This is a genomic window from Acidiphilium sp. C61, from assembly GCF_905116885.1.
GTDB lineage: Bacteria > Pseudomonadota > Alphaproteobacteria > Acetobacterales > Acetobacteraceae > Acidiphilium.
The window spans coordinates 1,450,001-1,470,791 of the sequence record NZ_CAJHNI010000005.1; the positions used below are offsets into that span (position 1 = coordinate 1,450,001).

At 68.1% G+C, this 20,791-nt stretch carries 22 protein-coding genes (1 of these 22 only partly in view); 8 read left to right on the forward strand and 14 right to left on the reverse strand.

Annotation, left to right across the window (positions count from 1 at the left end):
- From HUW10_RS09650 to HUW10_RS09675, 6 genes are all read right to left on the reverse strand, one after another.
- Positions 1-621 carry the 5' portion of an NAD-dependent epimerase/dehydratase family protein gene (locus HUW10_RS09650; RefSeq protein WP_174503296.1) on the reverse strand. 348 nt of this gene lie to the left of the window's left edge, so the window shows 621 of its 969 coding nt (coding positions 1-621); the start codon lies at positions 619-621; its stop codon lies beyond the left edge, outside the window.
- On the reverse strand, positions 618-1,217 hold the full coding sequence (locus HUW10_RS09655) for an SIS domain-containing protein (protein ID WP_174503297.1): 600 nt from the start codon (positions 1,215-1,217) through the stop codon (positions 618-620). Before HUW10_RS09655 ends, HUW10_RS09650 begins: the two co-directional genes overlap by 4 nt.
- Positions 1,207-1,992, reverse strand: a complete 786-nt coding sequence (locus HUW10_RS09660) for a 3-hydroxybutyrate dehydrogenase (RefSeq protein WP_174503298.1) — start codon at positions 1,990-1,992, stop codon at positions 1,207-1,209. Before HUW10_RS09660 ends, HUW10_RS09655 begins: the two co-directional genes overlap by 11 nt.
- Positions 1,993-2,175: 183 nt before the next feature.
- Positions 2,176-2,739, reverse strand: a complete 564-nt coding sequence (locus HUW10_RS09665; protein WP_174503299.1) for a fasciclin domain-containing protein — start codon at positions 2,737-2,739, stop codon at positions 2,176-2,178.
- A gap of 250 nt (positions 2,740-2,989) precedes the next feature.
- Positions 2,990-4,219: a bifunctional glutamate N-acetyltransferase/amino-acid acetyltransferase ArgJ gene (gene argJ / locus HUW10_RS09670; RefSeq protein WP_174503300.1), complete on the reverse strand. Its 1,230-nt coding sequence runs from the start codon at positions 4,217-4,219 to the stop codon at positions 2,990-2,992.
- A gap of 10 nt (positions 4,220-4,229) precedes the next feature.
- Positions 4,230-5,147 (reverse strand): peptidylprolyl isomerase, encoded by a 918-nt coding sequence (locus tag HUW10_RS09675; RefSeq protein WP_174503301.1) that lies wholly within the window; start codon positions 5,145-5,147, stop codon positions 4,230-4,232.
- A gap of 290 nt (positions 5,148-5,437) precedes the next feature.
- Here HUW10_RS09675 and secA point away from each other — a divergent pair, with 290 nt between their 5' ends.
- Positions 5,438-8,170: a preprotein translocase subunit SecA gene (secA, locus tag HUW10_RS09680; RefSeq protein WP_174503302.1), complete on the forward strand. Its 2,733-nt coding sequence runs from the start codon at positions 5,438-5,440 to the stop codon at positions 8,168-8,170.
- A gap of 4 nt (positions 8,171-8,174) precedes the next feature.
- A complete protein-coding gene (locus tag HUW10_RS09685; RefSeq protein ID WP_236656326.1) occupies positions 8,175-8,702 on the forward strand; it encodes a DUF2380 domain-containing protein in 528 nt (175 codons plus the stop codon).
- Between the two features lie 20 nt (positions 8,703-8,722).
- Here HUW10_RS09685 and HUW10_RS09690 read toward each other — a convergent pair whose 3' ends face one another.
- The 6 genes from HUW10_RS09690 to HUW10_RS09715 form a co-directional block, all read right to left on the reverse strand.
- Positions 8,723-9,187 (reverse strand): MarR family winged helix-turn-helix transcriptional regulator, encoded by a 465-nt coding sequence (locus tag HUW10_RS09690; RefSeq protein ID WP_174503303.1) that lies wholly within the window; start codon positions 9,185-9,187, stop codon positions 8,723-8,725.
- A gap of 139 nt (positions 9,188-9,326) precedes the next feature.
- A complete protein-coding gene (gene rpsI, locus HUW10_RS09695) occupies positions 9,327-9,818 on the reverse strand; it encodes a 30S ribosomal protein S9 (protein WP_174503304.1) in 492 nt (163 codons plus the stop codon).
- 2 nt (positions 9,819-9,820) lie between these two features.
- A complete protein-coding gene (rplM, locus tag HUW10_RS09700; RefSeq protein WP_174503305.1) occupies positions 9,821-10,297 on the reverse strand; it encodes a 50S ribosomal protein L13 in 477 nt (158 codons plus the stop codon).
- Positions 10,298-10,387: 90 nt separating this feature from the next.
- The gene (locus HUW10_RS09705) at positions 10,388-11,320 is read right to left on the reverse strand and encodes an NAD-dependent epimerase/dehydratase family protein (RefSeq protein WP_174503306.1); all 933 of its coding nucleotides are present in this window, start codon (positions 11,318-11,320) and stop codon (positions 10,388-10,390) included.
- A 25-nt stretch (positions 11,321-11,345) separates the two neighbouring features.
- Positions 11,346-11,939 (reverse strand): polyhydroxyalkanoate synthesis repressor PhaR, encoded by a 594-nt coding sequence (gene phaR, locus HUW10_RS09710; protein WP_174503307.1) that lies wholly within the window; start codon positions 11,937-11,939, stop codon positions 11,346-11,348.
- Between the two features lie 109 nt (positions 11,940-12,048).
- Positions 12,049-12,816, reverse strand: a complete 768-nt coding sequence (locus HUW10_RS09715) for a sulfite exporter TauE/SafE family protein (protein WP_174503308.1) — start codon at positions 12,814-12,816, stop codon at positions 12,049-12,051.
- 87 nt (positions 12,817-12,903) lie between these two features.
- Between HUW10_RS09715 and HUW10_RS18320 the strand changes: the two genes are divergently transcribed.
- Genes HUW10_RS18320 through gabT form a run of 6 tightly spaced genes read left to right on the forward strand, consistent with a single transcriptional unit; the run spans position 12,904 to position 18,221 of the window.
- The gene (locus HUW10_RS18320) at positions 12,904-13,287 is read left to right on the forward strand and encodes a hypothetical protein (RefSeq protein ID WP_236656327.1); all 384 of its coding nucleotides are present in this window, start codon (positions 12,904-12,906) and stop codon (positions 13,285-13,287) included.
- Positions 13,288-13,300: 13 nt separating this feature from the next.
- Complete coding sequence (locus tag HUW10_RS09720) at positions 13,301-14,296, forward strand: alpha/beta fold hydrolase (RefSeq protein WP_236656513.1); 996 nt, start codon at positions 13,301-13,303, stop codon at positions 14,294-14,296.
- Between the two features lie 58 nt (positions 14,297-14,354).
- Entirely contained in the window at positions 14,355-15,527 is a 1,173-nt protein-coding gene (locus HUW10_RS09725) for an acetyl-CoA C-acetyltransferase (protein WP_174503310.1), read from the forward strand.
- A 24-nt stretch (positions 15,528-15,551) separates the two neighbouring features.
- Positions 15,552-16,253 (forward strand): CoA transferase subunit A, encoded by a 702-nt coding sequence (locus HUW10_RS09730; RefSeq protein ID WP_174503311.1) that lies wholly within the window; start codon positions 15,552-15,554, stop codon positions 16,251-16,253.
- A gap of 10 nt (positions 16,254-16,263) precedes the next feature.
- On the forward strand, positions 16,264-16,944 hold the full coding sequence (locus HUW10_RS09735; RefSeq protein ID WP_174503312.1) for a CoA transferase subunit B: 681 nt from the start codon (positions 16,264-16,266) through the stop codon (positions 16,942-16,944).
- Positions 16,941-18,221, forward strand: a complete 1,281-nt coding sequence (gabT, locus tag HUW10_RS09740; protein WP_174503313.1) for a 4-aminobutyrate--2-oxoglutarate transaminase — start codon at positions 16,941-16,943, stop codon at positions 18,219-18,221. The genes HUW10_RS09735 and gabT overlap by 4 nt, the downstream gene beginning before the upstream one ends.
- Positions 18,222-18,286: 65 nt before the next feature.
- Here the strand turns inward: gabT and HUW10_RS09745 are convergent, their stop codons facing one another.
- Entirely contained in the window at positions 18,287-20,326 is a 2,040-nt protein-coding gene (locus HUW10_RS09745) for a hypothetical protein (RefSeq protein ID WP_174503314.1), read from the reverse strand.
- A gap of 41 nt (positions 20,327-20,367) precedes the next feature.
- Positions 20,368-20,772: a YraN family protein gene (locus tag HUW10_RS09750; RefSeq protein ID WP_174503315.1), complete on the reverse strand. Its 405-nt coding sequence runs from the start codon at positions 20,770-20,772 to the stop codon at positions 20,368-20,370.
- Positions 20,773-20,791: the final 19 nt, after the last annotated feature.

Consider the following 20,791-nt stretch of genomic DNA (forward strand, 5'->3'; position numbering starts at 1 on the left):
AAGCGTGATGGGCCGGCCGCCCATGATCGCCTCGGCGAACCCGAAATAGGCCATGTCCGGGCGCCCCCACGGTCCGTAAACCGTAAAGAACCGTAGTCCGGTCTGGCGCAGGCCATAGAGATGGGCATAGGCGGCGCTCATCATTTCGTCGGCCCGCTTGGTTGCCGCATAGAGCGATTGCGGGCGGTCCGCCCTCGCCGTCTCGGCGTAGGGCAGCGGAGTTCCGGCGCCATAGACCGACGAAGAGCTCGCGTAGACGAGATGCCGCAGGCCAGGGCTGTGCCGGGCAAGTTCGAGCACCGACAGATGCCCCGTCATGTTTGCCACGGCATAGGCGAACGGATTGTCGATCGAGTAGCGAACCCCCGCCTGTGCCGCAAGGTGGACGATCACGTCCCACCACTCCCCGGCCGCCCGCAATGCGGCGTGATCCGCGATATCCGCCCGGTGAAACCGGAACCTCTCATGCGCGGCGAGCCGCGCCAGACGGGCGTGTTTCAGCCGGATGTCGTAATACGGGTTGACATCATCCACCCCAACCACCTGCGCACCGCGCGCGAGCAGGGCCTCGGCGACATGATAACCGATGAACCCGGCCGCGCCGGTGAGAAGGATCTTCACCCGTGGCGCTCCGTCAGCCGGTCTTCCAGCAATTCGAGGATGATGTGACCGAGGGTAATGTGACACTCCTGGATCCGCGCGGTGGTGCTATCCGGCACGACGAGCGCGTGGTCGCAGAGCGCCAGTGCCTGCCCGCCATCGCCCCCGAGCAGCCCGATCGTGACAATCCCCATGCCGCGCGCCACTTCCAGCGCCCGAAGCACAGAGGGCGACCGCCCGGATGTGGTGATCCCGAACAGCACATCGCCGGTGCGACCGAGGCCGGAAAGCGGCCGCGCGAACACCTCGTCGAACCCGAAATCGTTTCCTGCTGCGGTGAGCGCGGCAGGATCGAGCGTCAGCGCCAGGGCCGGCCAGGACTCGCGGGCGACGCTGCCCCGCAAGCGGATCAGCAGTTCCGTCGCGAGATGCTGGGAATCCGCCGCCGACCCGCCATTGCCGCAGAACATCAGCTTGTTGCCGGCACGAATTGCAGCCTCACAAACCCCGACGACATCGATAACCGGCTGGGGTGACGCCGCCAGCGCCAGCTTCAGCTCCGCGCCGCGCCGCAGCAATGCGGCGATATGCGATGCCTCGTCGTGCTTACTGGGCAACCCAGCCCCCGTCGATGGACAGCGCTGCGCCGGTGATCGTCGATGCGCCATCGGAGCAGAGGAACACGACGAATGCGCCGATCTTCGCCGGGGTGGTGAATTCCAGCATCGGCTGCTTCTCGGCCAGCAGGGTTTTGGACTCGTCCTGCACGGTGGTGTGGTTCGAAGCGGCGCGGGCCTCGATCTGCGCCTCGACCAGCGGCGTCAGCACCCAGCCCGGACAGATGGCGTTCACGGTGATCCCGTCATTCGCGCACTCGATCGCGACCGTCTTGGTGGCGCCGACGACGCCGTGCTTCGCGGCGACATAGGCAATCTTCTGCCCGCTTGCCACCAGCCCGTGCGCGGAGGCGATGTTCACGATGCGCCCCCAGCCCCGGCGGCGCATCGGCGGCACGGCGGCTTTCATCCCGTGGAACACGGCGGAGAGATTGAGCGCGATCACCGCGTCCCATTTCTCGTCGGGGAAATCCTCCACCGGTGCGACGTGCTGGATCCCGGCATTGTTCACCAGAATGTCGATCGAACCAAGATCAGCCTCGGTCCGCTCGACCAGCCGGCGGATCTCCGCAGCCTTTGTCAGGTCGGCACCATCGAATGCCACCCGCACGCCGAACTCGTCGGCGAGGGCGGCACGCAGCGCCTCGATCTTCACCGTATCGCCAAACCCGTTGAGCATGATATCGGCACCCTGCGCCGCCAGCGCGCGGGCAATCCCGAGACCGATGCCGCTGGTCGAACCGGTTACCAGCGCAACCTTGCCCCTGAGACTCACGGTCACCCCCTATTTTCAGTGCGATATCGTTCTGCGCCATGGCAGGCGACGCATCAAGAGGACGTCGGAGCAGGGCCCCGATCACGGCAAAGCCAGCGGCCGAGGCCGCTGGCTTCCCGATTCGGTCGCGAGAGCATCCTTATCCGATCGGATGACTCCATCTGATCGGATGGTGCGCCAGGATCAGGGCATCAGCACCCGGTCGATCACCTGGATGACACCGTTCGACTGGTTCACGTCATAGGTCTCGATCTGGGCGACGTTACCCTTCTCGTCGACAACCTCGATATTGTGCGGCCCGTTCATCCGCAGCGTCAGGTCGTGCCCCTTGTCGAGGGTCGGCAGCTTGACCATTCCGCCATGCCCCTGGATATCGGCGCGCAGCGTCGCGAAGGTGAAATCGCCGGGCACGACGTGATAGAGCAGGATCGAGGTGAGCATCGCCTTGTTTTTCGGCTCGAGAAGGGTCGGCACCGTTCCCTTGGGCAGCATGTCGAACGCCTCGTTGGTCGGCGCGAACACGGTGAACGGCCCCTTGCCCTCCAGCGCCTTGACCAGACCGGCGGCCTTCACCGCGGCCACCAGGGTCGTGTTGTCCTTGGAATTCACCGCGTTCTGCACGATGTTCCGGCTCGGATACATCGGCGCGCCCCCGACCATCACGGAATGGTCCATCATGGCGGCCATGGCGGTTCCGCAGGCGGCGACGGCAAGAGCGGCGCCGAGGGCGATATGGCTGAGTTTCATGGTCCGTAGTCTCCTCTGCTCGGTCGCCGGCGGCGACCTCATGCCCCAACTACGCGGCAGAGCGGGAAACGGATGACCCCGTAGGGTTTTCTCATGATCACGAGACCGTGATATCAGGCGGCGACATACCGCGCGGTGCCTCCAGCGCCGCCTTGCGCCGCGACCATCAGCCGATCGGAATGTGCTTTTTCTTGTTGATAATTTGAGCATCTTAATCCGATCAGATGGAGCCATCTGATCGGATGATGCTCTAGCTGCGATAGCTGCCGTTGATGTCGATATAGCCGTGAGTCAGATCGCAGGTCCAAACCCGCGCGCGGCCGCGCCCCATGCCGAGATCGACATCGATGCGGATCTCCGCGCCGCGCATGTGCGCGACGACCGGCGCCTCGTCATATCCCTCGACAACCCTGCCCTCGCGCGCCATCCACACGCCGCCGACGGCCACGGCCAGCCGGTCCCGCTCGGCCGGCTCGCCGGCCTTGCCCACCGCCATGACGATCCGCCCCCAATTCGCGTCCTCGCCGGCGATCGCGGTCTTGACCAGCGGCGAATTCGCGATGGCAAGCCCGACCCGCCGTGCCGACAGGGCGGAAACCGCGCCGGCGACATTGATCTCGATCAGCTTCCGCGCGCCCTCGCCGTCGCGCACCACCATCAGGGCGAGGTCGTGCAGAACCTCATTCAGCGCCTGGCGGAAGGCTGCAAGACCCCGCGCGTCGCTCAGCGGCGCATTGCCGGCGGCGCCGGTTGCGAACAGCAGCACCGTGTCGGAGGTCGAGGTATCCGAATCCACGGTGATCGAATTGAAGCTGGGCCCGACGCCGCGGCCGAGCATCGCCTGCAGCGTCGCCGCCGGCAGGGCGGCGTCGGTGACGATGAAGGCCAGCATCGTCGCCATGTCGGGCGCGATCATGCCGCTGCCCTTGGCGATGCCGGAAATCCGCACCTCAACACCGCCGAGACGCGCCTTCCGCGTTGCTGCCTTCGGAAACGTATCGGTGGTCATGATCGCGCGGGCCGATTCCGCCCAGCGATCCGGCGCAAGACCGGCCGCGAGCGCATCCATGACCGCAACGATCCGCTCGGCCGGCATCGGCTCGCCGATCACCCCGGTCGAGGCCAGGAATACCTCCTCGGCTGGGCAACCGAGCGCGCGCGCCGCCGATTCGGCACTCAGCCGCGCCGCCGCCGCCCCGGCCGCCCCGTTGAACACGTTGGCATTGCCGGCATTGACCACGAGGCCGCGCGCCATCCCACCGGGCAGGATCTCGCGACACCAGCTCACCGGCGCGCCGGGACACTTGTTGCGGGTAAACACACCCGCAACGGTCGTGCCGGGGTCGAAGGAGGCGAGCAGGACATCGTCCCGCCCGCGATAGCGGATGCCGGCGGCGGCAGTGGCAAACCGCACCCCGGCCACTGCCGGAAGGTCCGGCAGGCTCACCGCCAGCGGCGATACCGGCAGATCCTTCGCCACGGCGTCGCGCTCAGTTCTTCGCGGGCGCGGCGCCGCCGTCCTGCGCCGGGGTGCCGTCGGGGTTGAAGAGCTTGATGTTCAGCCCCTTGCGCGCGTCCTGCAGCACCTTGGTCACCGCCGCGTTGGTGATCCGCTGCCGGATCTGGTCCTTCACGTCGTCAAGCGCGGGTACCGGCTTTTCCCGCTGCCCCTCGCTCTCGATCACATGCCAGCCGAACTGCGACTGCACCGGCGTCTTGGTATAGGTACCGGGCTTGAGCGCGAAGGCGGCATCGGCGAAGGGCTTGACCATTTCCTGCTTGGTGAACCAGCCAAGCTCGCCGCCATTCTTGGCACCGGGATCGATGCTGTATTTCTTGGCGAGATCGGCGAACTTCGCCCCCTTGCCCAGTTCGGCGATCACCTTTTCCGCCTCAGCCTGGGTCTTGACGAGGATCTGCCGTGCCTTGACCTCCTCGGGCTGCTTCGCCTTGACGTAATGGGCCTCGTAATAGGCCTTCACCGCGGCGTCGGTCAGTTTCGGCTCGACCAGCGTGCGCAGATAGCCGCGCTCCAGCGCCTGGTCCGCCGCCGCCTTCATCTCCGCCGCCACTTTCGGATCCTTCGCCGTCCCGGCCTTGCGGGCCCGGATCAGCAGGGCGCGCTCATCGACCAGCCGGTTGAGCAGGACCGGGAAAAGCTCCTGCGGCGGCGCGTTCTGCAGTTGCGGCGGCAGGCTCTGCGCCGCCTTGGCGACGTCGGAGAGGTGGATATCGTGGCCGTTGACGATCGCGACGACCGTATCCTTCTGCGTCTTGGCGGCAGGCTTGGCCGCGGCGGGCGCGGCCGCGCCGCTGCCCGTGGCGGCGAAAGCCGGGCCGCAAAGCCCGAGCGCCATCACCGCCGTGAGAGCGAAGCCGGCCGAAAACCCTGAAAGAGAACGCTTCATGCTGCTGGTCCCTGATGCAAAACGGCCGCACCATGGCCGAAGCGTCCGGCGCCTGCAAGCGGGCCGGGCCGGGCGGCGCGCAAAATTCCCGATATTGCAACGCGCTTTGGCGCGCGTACTACACCGCGCTTGGCGCGCGTGATTTGACCAGACCGGCGCGCACTCTTATGTCAATGATCCGATCGCAGTCGGGCGCCCGCGCGGATGCGCGCCGCCGGGCTGCCACGCAACCCAGACCAGTCGGGACGGACAGGTTCAGACTCGCGGATAGACCGGAAGCTCGCGTCATCATGTTCTCAAGCATCGCCCGCGCCATCATCGGCACCAGCAACGACCGTGCGCTGAAGGCCTATCGCCGGCGCGTCGCCGAAATCAACGCCCACGAACCCGCCCTCGAAGCCCTCGATGACGCGGCGCTGCAGGGCAAGACGGCGGAATTCCGCTCCCGCCTCGCGGGCGGCGAGCCGCTCGACCGCCTGCTCCCCGAGGCTTTCGCGGTCTGCCGCGAGGCATCGAAGCGCGTGCTCGGCATGCGCCATTTCGATGTCCAGATGATCGGCGGCATGGTGCTGCATGACGGCAAGATCGCCGAAATGAAGACCGGCGAGGGCAAGACGCTGGTGGGCACGCTGCCAGTCTATCTCAACGCCCTCACCGGCAAGGGCGTGCATGTCGTCACCGTCAACGACTATCTCGCCCGGCGCGACGCCGGCTGGATGGGCCGGCTCTACAATTTCCTCGGCCTGTCCGTCGGCGTGATCGTGCCGGGGCTGGAGGACGATGCGCGGCGCGAGGCCTACGCGGCCGACATCACCTACGGGACCAACAACGAGTTCGGCTTCGACTATCTGCGCGACAACATGAAATACGCGCTTGCCGACATGGTCCAGCGCGATTTCAACTACGCGATCGTCGACGAGGTCGACTCGATCCTGATCGACGAGGCCCGCACCCCGCTGATCATCTCCGGCCCTTCCGACGAGCCGACCGAACTCTACAACGAGGTCGACGGCATCGTGAAACGCCTGGTGGAAGACCCGGCGACCTATGACAAGGACGAGAAATTCAAGACGGTGAACCTCACCGAGCTGGGTTCCGAGCGGGTGGAGCAGATGCTCGCCGAGGCCGGGCTGCTCACCGAGGGCAATCTCTACGACGTGTTCAACATCTCGCTGGTGCATCACACCAACCAGTCGCTGCGCGCCCACACACTGTTCACCCGCGACGTCGATTACATCGTCAAGGACGGCCAGGTCATCATTATCGACGAGTTCACCGGCCGCATGATGGAAGGAAGGCGCTATTCCGACGGGCTGCACCAGGCGCTGGAAGCGAAGGAACACGTCACCGTCGAGCGCGAGAACCAGACCCTGGCCTCGATCACCTTCCAGAACTATTTCCGCCTCTATCCGAAGCTGTCCGGCATGACCGGCACCGCCATGACCGAGGCCGACGAGTTCGACGAGATCTACAAGCTCGCGGTCGTCGAGATCCCGACCAACGTGCCGGTCGCCCGCAAGGACAGCGACGACGAGGTCTACCGCTCGGCCGACGAGAAATACGAGGCCGTCGCAGCACTGATCGAGGAATGCCGCCAGCGCCAGCAGCCGGTGCTGGTGGGCACCACCTCGATCGAGAAATCCGAGATCATCTCCGGCCTGCTCAACAGCCGGAAAATCCCCCATGCCGTGCTCAATGCCCGGTTCCATGAGCAGGAAGCGGCGATCGTCGCCGATGCCGGCGCGCCGGGAGCGGTCACGATCGCGACCAACATGGCCGGCCGCGGCACCGACATCAAGCTCGGCGGCAATCTCGAAATGCGCCTGAAGACCGAGCTCGAGACGCTGCCCGAAGCCGACCGCCCCGCGCGCGAGGCCGCGATCCGCGCCGAGATCGAGGCCGCGCACGACATCGTTCATGCCGCAGGCGGCCTGTTCGTGATCGGCACCGAGCGGCATGAGAGCCGCCGGGTCGACAACCAGCTGCGCGGCCGCTCCGGCCGCCAGGGCGACCCCGGCGCCTCGCGCTTCTTCCTCTCGCTCGAAGACGACCTGATGCGGATCTTCGGCTCCGACCGGATGGGCCCGATGCTGGAGAAGCTCGGCCTGAAGGAAGGCGAGGCGATCATCCATCCCTGGATCAACAAGGCGTTGGAAAAGGCCCAGAAAAAGGTCGAGGCGCGGAACTTCGACACCCGCAAGAATCTGCTCAAATACGACGACGTGATGAACAACCAGCGCAAGGAGGTCTATGCCCAGCGCCGCGAGTTCATGCGCGCCGAAAGCGTCGCCGATGTGATCGGCGAGATGCGCGCCGACACGATCGCGCAGATGGTCGAGCGCCGCATCCCCGAGAAGGCCTATGCCGAGCAGTGGGAAAGTGCCGAACTCGCCGAGGATGTGCAGCGCGTGTTCGGGCTCGACCTGCCGGTCGCCGACTGGGCGGCCGAAGAAGGGATCGACGAGAGCCATCTGCGCGAGCGCATCAGCGACGCCATCGAGGCGCACATGGCCGCCAAGGCCGCGAATTTCGGCCCCGACTTCATGCGCTTCCTCGAGAAATCGATCCTGCTGCAAACGCTCGATCATCTCTGGAAGGAGCATCTCCTCGCCCTCGACCATCTCCGCCAGGGCATCGGCCTGCGCGCCTACGGCCAGCGCGACCCGCTCAACGAATACAAGGCCGAGGCCTTCGCCCTGTTCACCGCGATGCTCGAGGATCTGAAGGAACAGGTCTCCTCCGTGCTTGCCCATGTCGAACTCGGGACCGACCCGGCAACCGCGGCTGCCCCCGCCTTCGATCCGGCGTCGATGCTCACCAGCCATCCGGCGAGCCAGCCTTATGACGGCGTCGCCCTCGCCGAGCCGCAGCCCGCCCTGGCGCCGGAAATGGCGGTCAGCACCTATCGCGCCGAATCGGTCGATCCCGACCGGCCGGAAACCTGGGCCGCGACGCCGCGCAACGCGGCCTGCCCCTGCGGTTCGGGCAAGAAATACAAATACTGCCACGGCAAGGTAAGCTGAGGCCATGCGCGGCGGGCTTGCTCTCGCCGCCTGTGCTCTCGCGCTGATCGCCTCCGGCGCCGGCAGCGCCCACGCCGCCACGCAGCGCCCGACCGTGTTCGTCGCCCCGTTCGACCTGTTCGACACCGCGGCCGACCAGCGCCCCGCCATCGTCGCCGACCAGCATCACTGGCTCCGCCACGCCGCTGCGCGCATCCGGGCGGATCTCGATCGCGCGGGCCGGGCGAAAGCCGTCGGCACCGGCGAAACCCTCGCCCGCATGAAGCGGATCGACGCCGACTACGACCATCCCTCGACCTGCACCTCCTGCCTCGTTTCCGCCGCCAGGCAGGCCGGAGCCGGCTTCCTGTTCGTCGGCACGCTGCACTGGGTCAGCGATCTGATCGTCTACATGAAGGCCTATCTGCTGGATGTGCGGTCAGGCCGGGAGCTGATGGCCAGAACCTTCGAGGTCAAATCGGACGACCAACTGATGCTCGACCGCGCGGCTGACCGCATGGCGGCAGCCCTCGAAACCCGTCTCAAACACTGATCGCCCCGCCAGGCAATCCGTCAGGACGATGCCTCGCCATCGCGGCACAGCCGATCGGTCAGCGCGACAAGCTCTGCGCGCAGGGCCTCGAATTGCCCGGCATCGAGACCGGTGCGGCAACGCACGGTGTTCTGGATCGCCGCAAGCCGTGGCGCGACGGCCTCGGCCTTCGGGGTCAGCCGCACGATGACGACGCGTTCGTCGTCCCGGCTGCGCTCGCGGGAGACGAAACCGGCCTCGGCAAGGCGCTTGAGCAGCGGCGTCACGGTGGCCGCATCGAGCTTCAGCGCCTCGGCAACGCCGTTCACCGTCGATTCATGCCGCTCGAAGAGCACCAGCAGCACGATATATTGCGGATAGGTCAGGCCCAGCTCGACCAGCAACGGCCGATACACCCGGGTGATCGCGTGCGTGGCGGCATAGAGCGCGAAGCAGAGCTGCTCATCGAGGCGCAAATTGCCAAACTCGTCGCGCGCTGCGGTCATGCTCTCTTGTTCCGATATACCGCCATCCGCCGTCAAGGCCGGAGATGGCCGCGCGGCGAGGTGACAAGAAAAGCCGGCTGCCACAAACGCCAACCGCCCCGGACGGAACCGGGGCGGCGCGCAATGTGGAAAAGGCGGATCAGCGCTTCGAGAACTGGAAGCTCCGGCGGGCCTTCGCCTTGCCGTATTTCTTGCGCTCGACGGTGCGCGGGTCGCGGGTGAGGAACCCGGCGGCCTTGAGAATGCCGCGCAGATCCGGCTCGTAATAGGTGAGCGCGCGGGAGATGCCGTGCCGCACGGCGCCGGCCTGGCCCGAAAGCCCGCCGCCGGTGACGGTCGCCATCACGTCGAACTGGTTGTAGCGGTCAGCGACGAGGAAGGGCTGGGTAATCAGCATCCGCAGCACCGGGCGCGCGAAATACTGCGCCGCCTTGCGGCCATTGATCACGATCTCGCCCTTGCCCGGCTTGATCCACACGCGGGCAACCGCATCCTTGCGGCGGCCGGTGGCGTAGGAACGGCCGAGCGCGTCGCGCTTGGGCTCGCGCTTCGGCGCATCGGCCTCGGCGGCAACCCCGGTTGTCGGGGTGATGATGGTCTTCAGATCGGCGAGCGTACCGGTTCCGGACATGTTCACGCCCTCGCGTTACGGTTGAGGTTCTTGCGGTTCAGCGCCGCGACGTCGAGCACCTTGGGCTGCTGGCCATGATGCGGGTGCGACGGACCGACATAGACATGCAGGTTCTTCATCTGCTGGCGCTGCAGCGGACCGCGGGTAATCATCCGCTCAACCGCCTTCTCGATGACGCTCTCCGGGTTCTTCCCGTCGAGGCGCTGGCGGATCGTCCGCCCCTTGATCCCGCCGGGGTAGCCGGTGTGGTAGTAGAAGGTGGAATCGTCCATCTTCTTGCCCGTCACCGTCACCTTGTCGGCGTTGACGACGATGATGTGGTCGCCGCAATCGACATGCGGGGTGAATTGCGGCTTGTGCTTGCCGCGCAGGCGGTTGGCGATCAGGGCGGCGAGCCGGCCGAGCACCAGCCCGTCGGCGTCGATCAGCACCCAATCCTTCTGCACGTCCGCCGGTTTCAGCGAAACGGTGGTCTTCATGACGGGAGTCCTCGTGACATCATCCTTGCGATGACGGGCCTATGCGCGAATTCCGCCGCGTCGTCAAGCAGATAGGCCTGCGGTAACCGGTTACCGTAACGCCGCCGCGGTCGCTTGGAGCGCCGCGCGCACCGGCGTCGGCGCCGAAAACCCGAGGGAATCCCGGGCCAGCGAGACATCGGCACGGAACGACCCGGCGAAGCTGCGCCACAATTCCCCGTGCCCGGCCATGCGCGTCGCAGCCCCCAGCCATGAGGGTGGCACCGGCAGCAGCACGAGCTTGCGGCCCAGCCCGCCGGCCAGCGCGCGGATCAGCGCCGGCGTCGAAACCGGCTCGGGATGCGCGCCGATCACGCAATCCGGCGGATCATCGGCCGCCACCGCCCGCGCGATCAGCGCCGCCAGATCATCAACCGCGATGAAGCTGCGGGCATTGGCGATGGCGCCGAAGGGCAACGGCATGCCGCGGCGGATCAGCCGGACCAGCCGCGGAATGTTGCCGGCGCAGCCCGGCCCGACCACCGCGCAGGGCCTGACGATCACCAGCCGGGTTGCGCTGCCGGCAACCGTCGCGCGCACCGCCGCCTCGCCCTCGAGCTTGCTCGCGGCATAGGCATCGTCGGGGCGGGGCGGGCTCGCCTCGCTGAACGTCCCGTCACGCTGCTTGCCGAATACTGCCGCCGAGGAGACGAGAACCAGCCGCCGCACCCCGCGCGCCACAGCCTCCTCGGCCACCCGCCGCGCCGCCGTCACGTTCGCCGCCGCCAGCGCCGCCGGATCGACCCCGTTGCGATGAGCGAGCCCGGCGGCATGCACCACGGCATCCACGCCGCGCAACGCCGCCGCGAGGGCGGGCGCCGGCGCGGCCAGATCGCCCGCATCCACCGCCCGCGCAGCGCCGGGCACCTCGCGCGCACGCCGCAGCGCAACGACGACCTCCGCCCCGGAGGCGGCGAGCCGCGCGGTCACCGCCCGGCCGACAAACCCCGCAGCGCCGCTGACCAGAACCGTCCGTCCGCTCACCCGAACCCTGCCAGCCAGGCCGCCATCAGCCGCGCTTCGGCGCCTTGGCCCGGAGTGCGGCGACCTCGCCCTGCAACCGCTCGACCTCGGCGCGCAACGCGTCGATCTCCTCGCCGCCCGCGGGCTCGTCGGCAGCCGGCGGCGCCGCCTCGCCGGGCGGCGCGAAGGGCGAGAACAGGCTCATCGCCCGCTCCATCATCGCCATGTTCTGGCGGCCGATCTCTTCCATGCCCGGCGGCATGAAATTGCCCATGGTCTGCTGCACCGCCGCGCGCATCTGCGATTGCTGGCGGCTGAACTGGCTCATCGCCTGTTCGAGGAAACGCGGCACCACGCCCTGCATGTTGTTGCCGTAAAGCCCGATGAGCTGGCGGAGAAAATTGGTCGGCAGCATGGCCTGCCCGACCTTGCTCTCTTCCTCGACGATGATCTGGGTCAGCACCGCGCGGGTGATGTCCTCGCCGGATTTCGCGTCGAACACCTCGAAGTCTCGCCCCTCGCGGACCATCTCCGACAGGGTCTCGAGCGTGATGTAGGTCGAGCTTTCTGTATTGTACAAGCGCCGGTTGGCGTATTTCTTGATGACGATCGGCTTGGTGCCGTCCGGCGTTTGAGCCATTGTCTTCGCCCTTTCCCCTCGTCGCAAAGCGTGGAACGCGGTCGCCGTTGGTTCGGCTGTTTGCACCGCACCACCATGACAGAGACGCCCCGCGAAAGCCAGCGCCGCCTCAGGCCAGGTCGAGCAGCACCCGCAGGCCGACCATGCCGAGCATCGCGGCGATGGCGTAGCGCAGCAGGCGCTCGGGCGCGCGCCTGACCAGCAGGCTGCCGATGGCAACGCCGGGCAGCGAGCCGGCGAGCAGGGCGCCGAGCATCGGCACGTCGATCCCGTGCAGCCAGAGCCGGCCGAATCCGGCCACCATCGTCAGCAGCACCGCATGCGCGATGTCCGAGCCGACCACTTCGGCCAGCGACAGTTCCGGATAAAGGTATATCAGCACCACCGTGCCGAGCGCGCCCGCCCCCACGGAGGACAGCGTGACCGTGACGCCGAGCCCGAAGCCGAGCGCGATCGTGATCCAGGCGGGCGGCGCCCGCCGCACCCCGCCGCCGCGCCGCGCGATCCACGGCTTCGCCGCCAGCGAGGCGGCCGCGAGCAGCAGCATCGCGCCAAGCAGCCCGAGGCTCAGCCGGTTGGCCGCAGCACCGTGAACGCCGATTTGCCCGAGCAGCAGGATCGCCGCGATTGCCCCCGGCACGCTGCCGGCGCCCAGCCGCCAGACGAGGCGCCACGCTACCGTCCGGTTCGCGCCATGCACCGCGGTGCCGAACGCCTTGGTACAGGCGGCAAAGAGCAGGTCGGTGCCGATCGCGGTGGTGGCTTGGATGCCGAACACCAGCACCAGGATCGGCGTCATCACCGAGCCGCCGCCCACCCCGGTGAGCCCGATCAGCAGGCCGACGCAAAACCCGGTTGCGATGAAAGCCGGCGGCATGATCATCTCCCATCCGGGGGCTACTGGCGGAAAGCCCGCCTTTCGCGCTAGGACAGCACTAACGCAGCGTGGTTGCCAGGATGCCTCATGACAGACGCCAGACCGGGCGACAAGCACAAAGCCGAACCGCCGGACGCGGAGACGCGCCTCGCCGATCTTGCGCGCGACTGGATCACGCTCTGGCAGAGCGAACTCGCCGCCATGGCGCAGGACCGGGAGTGGCGCGAGGCATGGACAGGGCTGATGACAATCTGGGCCGGTGCCGCGACCGCGGCGATCGGCGCCGCCGAGGCGATGTCCCGTCATGAGCCGCCCCGACGCCCCCGGCCCGATGGAACGGCGCGGCCCGCGCCCCCTGCTGCTGCACCTGATGCTGGCGGCGATGCGGTCGAACGCCTCCATCGCCGCATTGCCGAACTTGAGGCGCGTCTGGCCGCACTGGAACGCGACGGAGGGCCTGGCGGACCCTGACTTCGCCGCCGCGGTGGTGCGCGAGGCACTCGAACAGGATGCCGCCCTGCTCGCCGGGATCGCCGCCTATCGCCGCCACCCCTGGCGCCGCACCCTGGCCGACCCGCCAGTTGTCTGGAGCGAAGGCGAGACCCGCCTGCTCGATTACGGCGGCACCGGCCCGACGCTGTTCTTCGTCCCCAGCCTCGTCAACCGCGCGTATATCCTCGATCTCGCCGAAGACGCCTCGTTCCTCCGCTTCCTCGCCGCCCGCGGCACCCATCCGCTGCTGCTCGACTGGGGCTGGCCCGGCACCATCGAGCGGCAGTTCACCCTCACCGACTACATCGCCGGCCGGCTCGACCGTGCCCTCGCCGCGCTGGATCGCCCGGTCATCCTGGTCGGCTACTGCATGGGCGGGCTGCTCGCCCTCGCCGCCGCCCTGCGCGCGCCCGCCCGCGTCCGCGCCCTCGCCCTGCTGGCGACACCGTGGGACTTCCACGCCGAGGACGCGGCCACGGCGCGCAGCCTCGCCACCAGCCTGCCCATCCTCGAACCGCTGATGGCCGCCACCGGCACGCTGCCGATCGATGCGCTGCAAACCCTGTTCGCCACGCTCGACCCGTTCGGCGTCACCGCGAAATACCGCGCCTTCGCCGCCCTCGATCCCGCGAGCCCGCGCGCCATCCGCTTCGTCGCCCTCGAGGACTGGCTGAACGACGGCGTGCCGCTCGCTGCCCCGGTCGCCCGCGAAACCCTCGGCGGCTGGTATGGCGAGAACACCACGGCAAACGGCGCCTGGCGCATCGCCGGCCTGCCGGTGAACCCCGCCGCCCTCGCCTGCCCGACCCTGGTCGCCACCCCGGCGCGGGACCGGCTGGTCCCGCCGTCATCCGCCGCCGCCCTCGCCGCAGCGATCCCCGGCGCTGCCCTGATCGCGCCGAATGCCGGGCATATCGGCATGATCGCCGGGATGAGTGCGCCGAAAGCCCTATGGCAACCATTCGGCGAATGGGTGGCCGGGCTGTAGCCCTTGCGGCGGCAAGCGGCTATGCTGTGGCGCAGGAACAAGACGGAGGAACAGCTCAATGGACGACATCGTCATCGCAGCCGCGGCGCGTACGCCGGTCGGCAGCTTCAACGGCGCCTTTGCAGCCACCCCGGCGCATGTGCTGGGCGAGATCGCGATCCGGGCCGCGCTGCAGCGCGCCGGGCTTTCCCCCGAAGAGGTCGACGAAGTGATCCTCGGCCAGGTGCTCGCAGCCGGCGCCGGGCAGAATCCCGCCCGCCAGGCCGCGCGCAATGCCGGCATCCCCGATTCCAAGACCGCCTTCGGCATCAACCAGGTCTGCGGCTCCGGCCTGCGCGCCGTGGCGCTTGCCGCCCAGCAGGTGATGTCCGGCCAGTCCGACATCGTCATCGCCGGCGGCCAGGAAAGCATGTCGCTCAGCACCCATGTCGCCCATCTGCGGGCCGGCACCAAGATGGGCGACGTCAAGTTCATCGACTCCATGATCAAGGACGGGCTGTGGGACGCCTTCAACGGCTACCACATGGGCACCACCGCCGAGAACGTCGCCCGCGCCTACCAGATCACCCGCGAGGAGCAGGACGCCCTCGCCCTCGCCTCGCAGCACAAGGCCGCCGCGGCACAGAAATCCGGCCGCTTCCGCGACGAGATCGCGCCGGTGACGATCACCACCCGCAAGGGCGAGATCGTGGTCGCCGACGATGAATACATCCGCCACGACGCCTCGGCCGAGAGCATGGCGAAGCTCAAGCCCGCCTTCTCGAAGGACGGCACCGTGACCGCCGGCAACGCCTCCGGCATCAATGACGGCGCCGCCGCCCTCGTAGTCATGTCGGCGAAGGAAGCGGCGAAGCGCGGCCTCACCCCGCTCGCCCGCATCGCCAGCTTCGCCACCGCCGGCGTCGATCCCGCGGTGATGGGCACCGGGCCGATCCCTTCCTCGCAGAAGGCGCTCTCCCGGGCCGGCTGGTCAGTCACCGATCTCGACCTGGTCGAGGCGAACGAAGCCTTCGCCGCCCAGGCCTGCGCGGTGAACAAGGGCCTCAATCTCGACCCGGCGAAGGTGAACGTGAACGGCGGCGCCATCGCCATCGGCCACCCGATCGGCGCCTCGGGCGCGCGCGTCCTGACCACCCTGCTCTTCGAGATGCAGAAGCGCGACGCCCGCAAGGGTCTCGCCACGCTGTGCATCGGCGGCGGCATGGGCGTCGCCATGTGCGTCGAACGCTGAAACACCAAGGAGGAAACCAACCGGATGCGTAAGGTCTATTCCGGCGCCGTCGAGGCGCTCGCCGGTCTGCTGCGCGACGACATGACCATCCTCGCCGGCGGCTTTGGCCTGTGTGGCGTGCCGATGGCGCTGATCGAGGCGATCCGCGAAAGCGGCGTGCGCAACCTGACCATCGTCTCCAACAATGCCGGGATCGACGGGGTCGGTCTCGGCATCCTGCTGGATACGCGGCAGGTGCGGAAGATGATCTCGTCCTATGTCGGCGAGAACGCCACCTTCGCCCGGCAATATCTCGCCGGCGAGCTTGAGATCGAGTTCAACCCGCAGGGCACCCTGGCCGAACGCATCCGCGCCGGCGGCGCCGGCATCCCCGCCTTCTTCACCGCGACGGGCTATGGCACGCAGGTTGCCGACGGCAAGGAAACCCGCGAGTTCGACGGCCGGCATTACGTGATGGAGCGCGGCATCTTCGGCGATCTCGCCGTGGTCCATGCCTGGAAGGGCGATACCGAGGGCAATCTCGTCTATCGGAAGACGGCGCGGAACTTCAACCCGATCTGCGCCGCCGCCGCCAAGGTGACGGTCGCCGAGGTCGAGGAGCTGGTCGAACCCGGCACGCTCGACCCGGACCATATCGTCACCCCCGGAATCTACGTGAAACGCATCGTCAAGCTTGCGCAGGTCGAGAAGCACATCGAAAAGCGCACCGTGCGCGAGCGGGCCTGAGGAGGAAAACATGCCCTGGACACGCGACCAGATGGCGGCCCGCGCCGCCCGTGAACTGCAGGACGGATTCTACGTCAATCTCGGCATCGGCATCCCGACGCTGGTGGCCAACCACATCCCCGAGGGCGTCTCGGTCCACCTGCACTCCGAGAACGGCATGCTCGGGATCGGCCCTTTCCCCTATGAGGGCGAGGAAGACGCCGACCTGATCAACGCCGGCAAGCAGACCGTCACCGAGCTGCCGACCACGAGCTATTTCGACTCTGCCGAATCCTTCGCCATGGTGCGCGGCGGGCATATCGACATCTCCATCCTCGGCGCGCTGCAAGTGGCCGAGAACGGCGATCTCGCGAACTGGATGATCCCCGGCAAGATGGTGAAGGGCATGGGCGGCGCGATGGACCTCGTCGCCGGCGTGCCGCGCGTCGTCGTGCTCATGGAGCACACCGCCAAGGGCGAAGCCAAGATCCTGCGCAAATGCTCCCTGCCGCTCACCGGCAAGAACGTGGTCAGCATGATCGTCACCGACATGGCGGTCTTTGAGGTCGATCACACCCGCTCACCCTCGCTCGTTCTGGTCGACAAGCCGGACGATGTGACGATCGAGCAGATCCGCGACGCGACGGAAGCCGATTTCGTGGTGCACAGCACGATGCACCGCAGCCCGGTCGCTGCGGACATCGGAAAATGAGCGCGAATTCCGAGCTGCACGGCCGCCGCGAGGCGGCCATCGCCCGCGGTGTAGGCATCAGCCATCCGATGGCCTACACCGCCCACGCCGAGAACGCCGAACTGTGGGACGCGGAGGGGAAGCGGTATATCGACTTCGCCGCCGGCATCGCGGTGCTCAATACCGGGCACCGCCACCCGAAGGTGATAGCGGCCGTCCGCAAGCAGCTCGACCGCTTCACCCATACCTGCTTCCAGGTCACGCCGTATGAGCCCTATGTCGCCCTGGCCGAGCGGCTCAACGCGATCGCCCCGATCGAGGGACCGGCGAAAACCGTGTTCCTCACCACTGGCGCCGAGGCGCTGGAAAACGCCGTCAAGATCGCCCGCGCCGCCACCGGCCGCCCCGGCATCATCACCTTCGCCGGCGGCTATCACGGCCGCACCCTGCTGACCATGGCGATGACCGGCAAGGTCGTGCCCTACAAGAAGCGCTTCGCGCCGATGCCGGCCGAAATCTATCACGCGCCCTTTCCCTTCGAGCCCTTCGGCGTCAGCGTCGCCGACAGTCTTCGCGGCATCGAGATGCTGTTTCGCGCCGATATCGAGCCCGAGCGCGTTGCCGCCATCGTGATCGAGCCGGTCCAGGGCGAGGGCGGGTTCATCCCGGCGCCGGCCGAGTTGCTGGTCGCACTGCGCGCGCTGTGCGACCGCCACGGCATCCTGCTGATCGCCGACGAGGTGCAGACCGGCTTCGGCCGCACCGGGAAGATGTTCGGCATCGAGCATTCCGGCGTGAAGCCGGACCTCATGACGGTCGCGAAATCGCTGGCCGGCGGTTTCCCGCTTTCCGGCGTGATCGGCCGCACCGCGGTGATGGACGCGCCGGAGCCCGGCGGCCTCGGCGGCACCTATGCCGGCAACCCGCTCGCCTGCGCCGCCGCCCTCGCGGTGCTCGACGTGATCCAGGAGGAAAACCTGGTGGACCGCGCCAATGCGATCGGTGCCACGATGAAGGGCAGGCTCGAGCGCATCGCCGCCCGCAACGACGTTGCCCCGATCGCCGCGATCCGCGGGCCGGGTGCCATGATCGCCTTCGACATCGTCCGCCAGCGCGGCGGTCACGAACCGGACGCCGAGACCACGAAACAGGTCATCGCCCGCGCCCGCGAGCACGGCCTCATCGTGATTTCCTGCGGCGTCCACGGCAACACGATCCGCCTGCTGGTGCCGCTGACGGTCAGCGATGCCGTGCTCGGCGAAGGGCTCGACGCCCTGCAAGCGGCACTTTCCGGCTGAGACAGCGCGCGCTCCGGCGCTCCGGCGCTCCGTCCTTCCGGTCTGGAGCGCCGGGCTATAAATGATCAGCGATAGCGCGGCCGTGGGTCGAACTGGGCCAGCCGGTCCCAATGAGAGCGTAGCAGCGCGATCTTGTCGAAGACGAGCGCGAGGTCGCCCATCTCCCGGGCCAGCCGGCGGTCCGTTGCGAGCCCGCGATGCGACGGCTCGCCCGAAATCAGCCGCGCCCCGGCCGAAACCCTGAGCCAGCCGATCTGCCCGCCCTCGCCATCGGGCAGGGCAACCGGCTGACCGATATGGCAAATGCGAGCGGCAATACTGCGATCGCGGCCGGTGTCGAAGAGTGCGGCGCAATCCGCGTTCAGCCAATGATAGAGCTGACGAGCCGCGGCAGGGTCCAGCAGCCGGTCCATCGAGCCCGGCGCACGCACGGCGAAAGCGAAAACGCTGCGCAGCGCGTCCCAGCCGCCACCCTCGCGGGCGGGATCGGCGACGGTCTGCAACACAAAGATGTCATGCCGCGCCACCGCCGCCTCGACCGCGGCGCGAAACCGCAGGAGAACGTCGGACTTGCGCGCCTCCGGCACTGCGGCGAACACCCGCAACTCCGCCAGCGCCGCGCGCCAGCGCAGCAACAGGCCATAATTCGCGCCTTCGGGCAGACCGCGCGCCGCCATTGCCGAAGGCGGCCACTCGCCCCGGCTGAAATAGGCATCGAGCCCGGAGGGCAGCCGTCCGCGCCCGAGCCGTCGCGCGATGCGCGGGGGAATGAGGGCGGCGCCGGCAAAAGGCGGGCCGGTGAGAAATTTCGACCCGGTGATCTGCACCACGGCATCAAGGTCGAGATAGGCGCGGATGCGCGAAGGTCCGATCCGCATCTGGCAGGCATCGACCACAATATCCAGCGCATCGCCAAAGCGCGCGCGCAAATTGCGCAGCAGCGCCATCGACGGTGCGAGAAGACCGGTCTTGGACAGGTCGAGCGCATGCAGGATCACCCGGCGCCCGGCCGCCGCCGCAGCCGCGACCGCGCGGCCGATCTCGTCCTCGATGTCTGCTGCCGGGCGCGGAATGCCGTATTTGTCGCGCAACGGAACCGAGACCAGCTCGGTATCCGGCCTGAACCCGCCGATCGGGGCGGCGCGCGAGACATCGTGCCCGTTCGCGGTATCGATCGCGAAATGCCTTCCCACCGCGGCCATCGGCACGCCGCTGCCGGTTTCCTCGGGCGCCAGCAGAATGGTTGTGATCGGCTGCCCGGCATCGGGCAAGTGGCTGAGGGCGAGGGCGAGCAATTCGCTGTCGGTGCCCGAGGCGGCGAGCACGACCGCCCCGCCCGCCGGCAGGCCGGAATCGTGCCCGATGCGCCGGCGCACGGCGACGGCCTCCTGCCCGATCGCGCGGCGGTCGCCATCGCGCAGCATCGCCGCGGTCAGCCGCAGCCGCACCCGGTCCGCCGCCTCATAGCCGCGCTCGGAGACCGAAGATGCGGTGGACGAAGCGAAGGTTACCGCCCACGGTCGCGGCCGGTGGCTGCATCCATAGCCGTTGAGGTCGCTCTGCGGGTCGCGCATGAGCCGGATGTCGCCGCCGGTTTCCATGATGGATTCGACGATGCCGATCACCGGCCACAGCGCCCGGCACCGGGCGATATCCGCCGCCCCTGCCGCACCGGCGCCATTGGCCAGCGCAGCCAGGTCGCGCGAAACCCGTTCGAGCTGGTCTGCCGCCGGCGGCGGTTCCGCCGCCATCGTCACCGCCCACGGAAAGCGCGGCAGCGGCGGCATCCGCTCGGCCTCGGCGAATTGCGCGGCGGCGCGGGCGGCAGCAAGCCCGGCGAGCGGCACCGGCACGCCGGCGCGCACCAGCGCGAGCCATTCCCCGGCGAGGCGAAGCGCGAAGCGACGGGCCAGCCGGTCGATACCATCGTCAAACACGACCCGCCCCGCGGCGAAATCGATCCCGATGCCCGAAGGCGCTGCACCGGATCGGCATTCGGCGCCGCGGAGCATCCAGAACGCCACATTGCGCCGCAATTCCGCATCCATCGCGGCATCGGCGCGGGCACCCTTCAGACGAGGAGGCTCGGGAGATCGGTTGCTCATGCTGTCCTTATACGCGCCTCTGCGCCGCAGAGCCAAACGCTTCAGCCATCATCGGCGCGAAATGCCGCAAAGATCGGATGAACCGCCTCGCCGGTCACCAGGATGACGTCGAAGCGTGTCTCCGGACGCGCCCAGCCGGGCTGCTGGCCGAGAGCGATTTCGGCCGCCGCGACGAGTCGCCGCCGCTGCCGCGGGGTGAGCGCATCGGCGGCAGCGCGCAGGGCGGCGCGGGCCTTCACCTCGACGAAGGCGAGCACCTCCCGATCGGCCACGACGAGGTCGATTTCCCCCGCCGGGGTACGCAACCTTCGCGCGAGTATCTCAAATCCTCTGGCGCCGTACAAGTTAGCGACGAGGGTCTCAGCGCCCCTGCCGCGCAACTCGGCCCGGCGGCGGGCGGAAAGCCCGGTTTTCTGGGATTCTTCCACCTCGGATTGTCTCGACATGTAAACAGGGATACGTCAT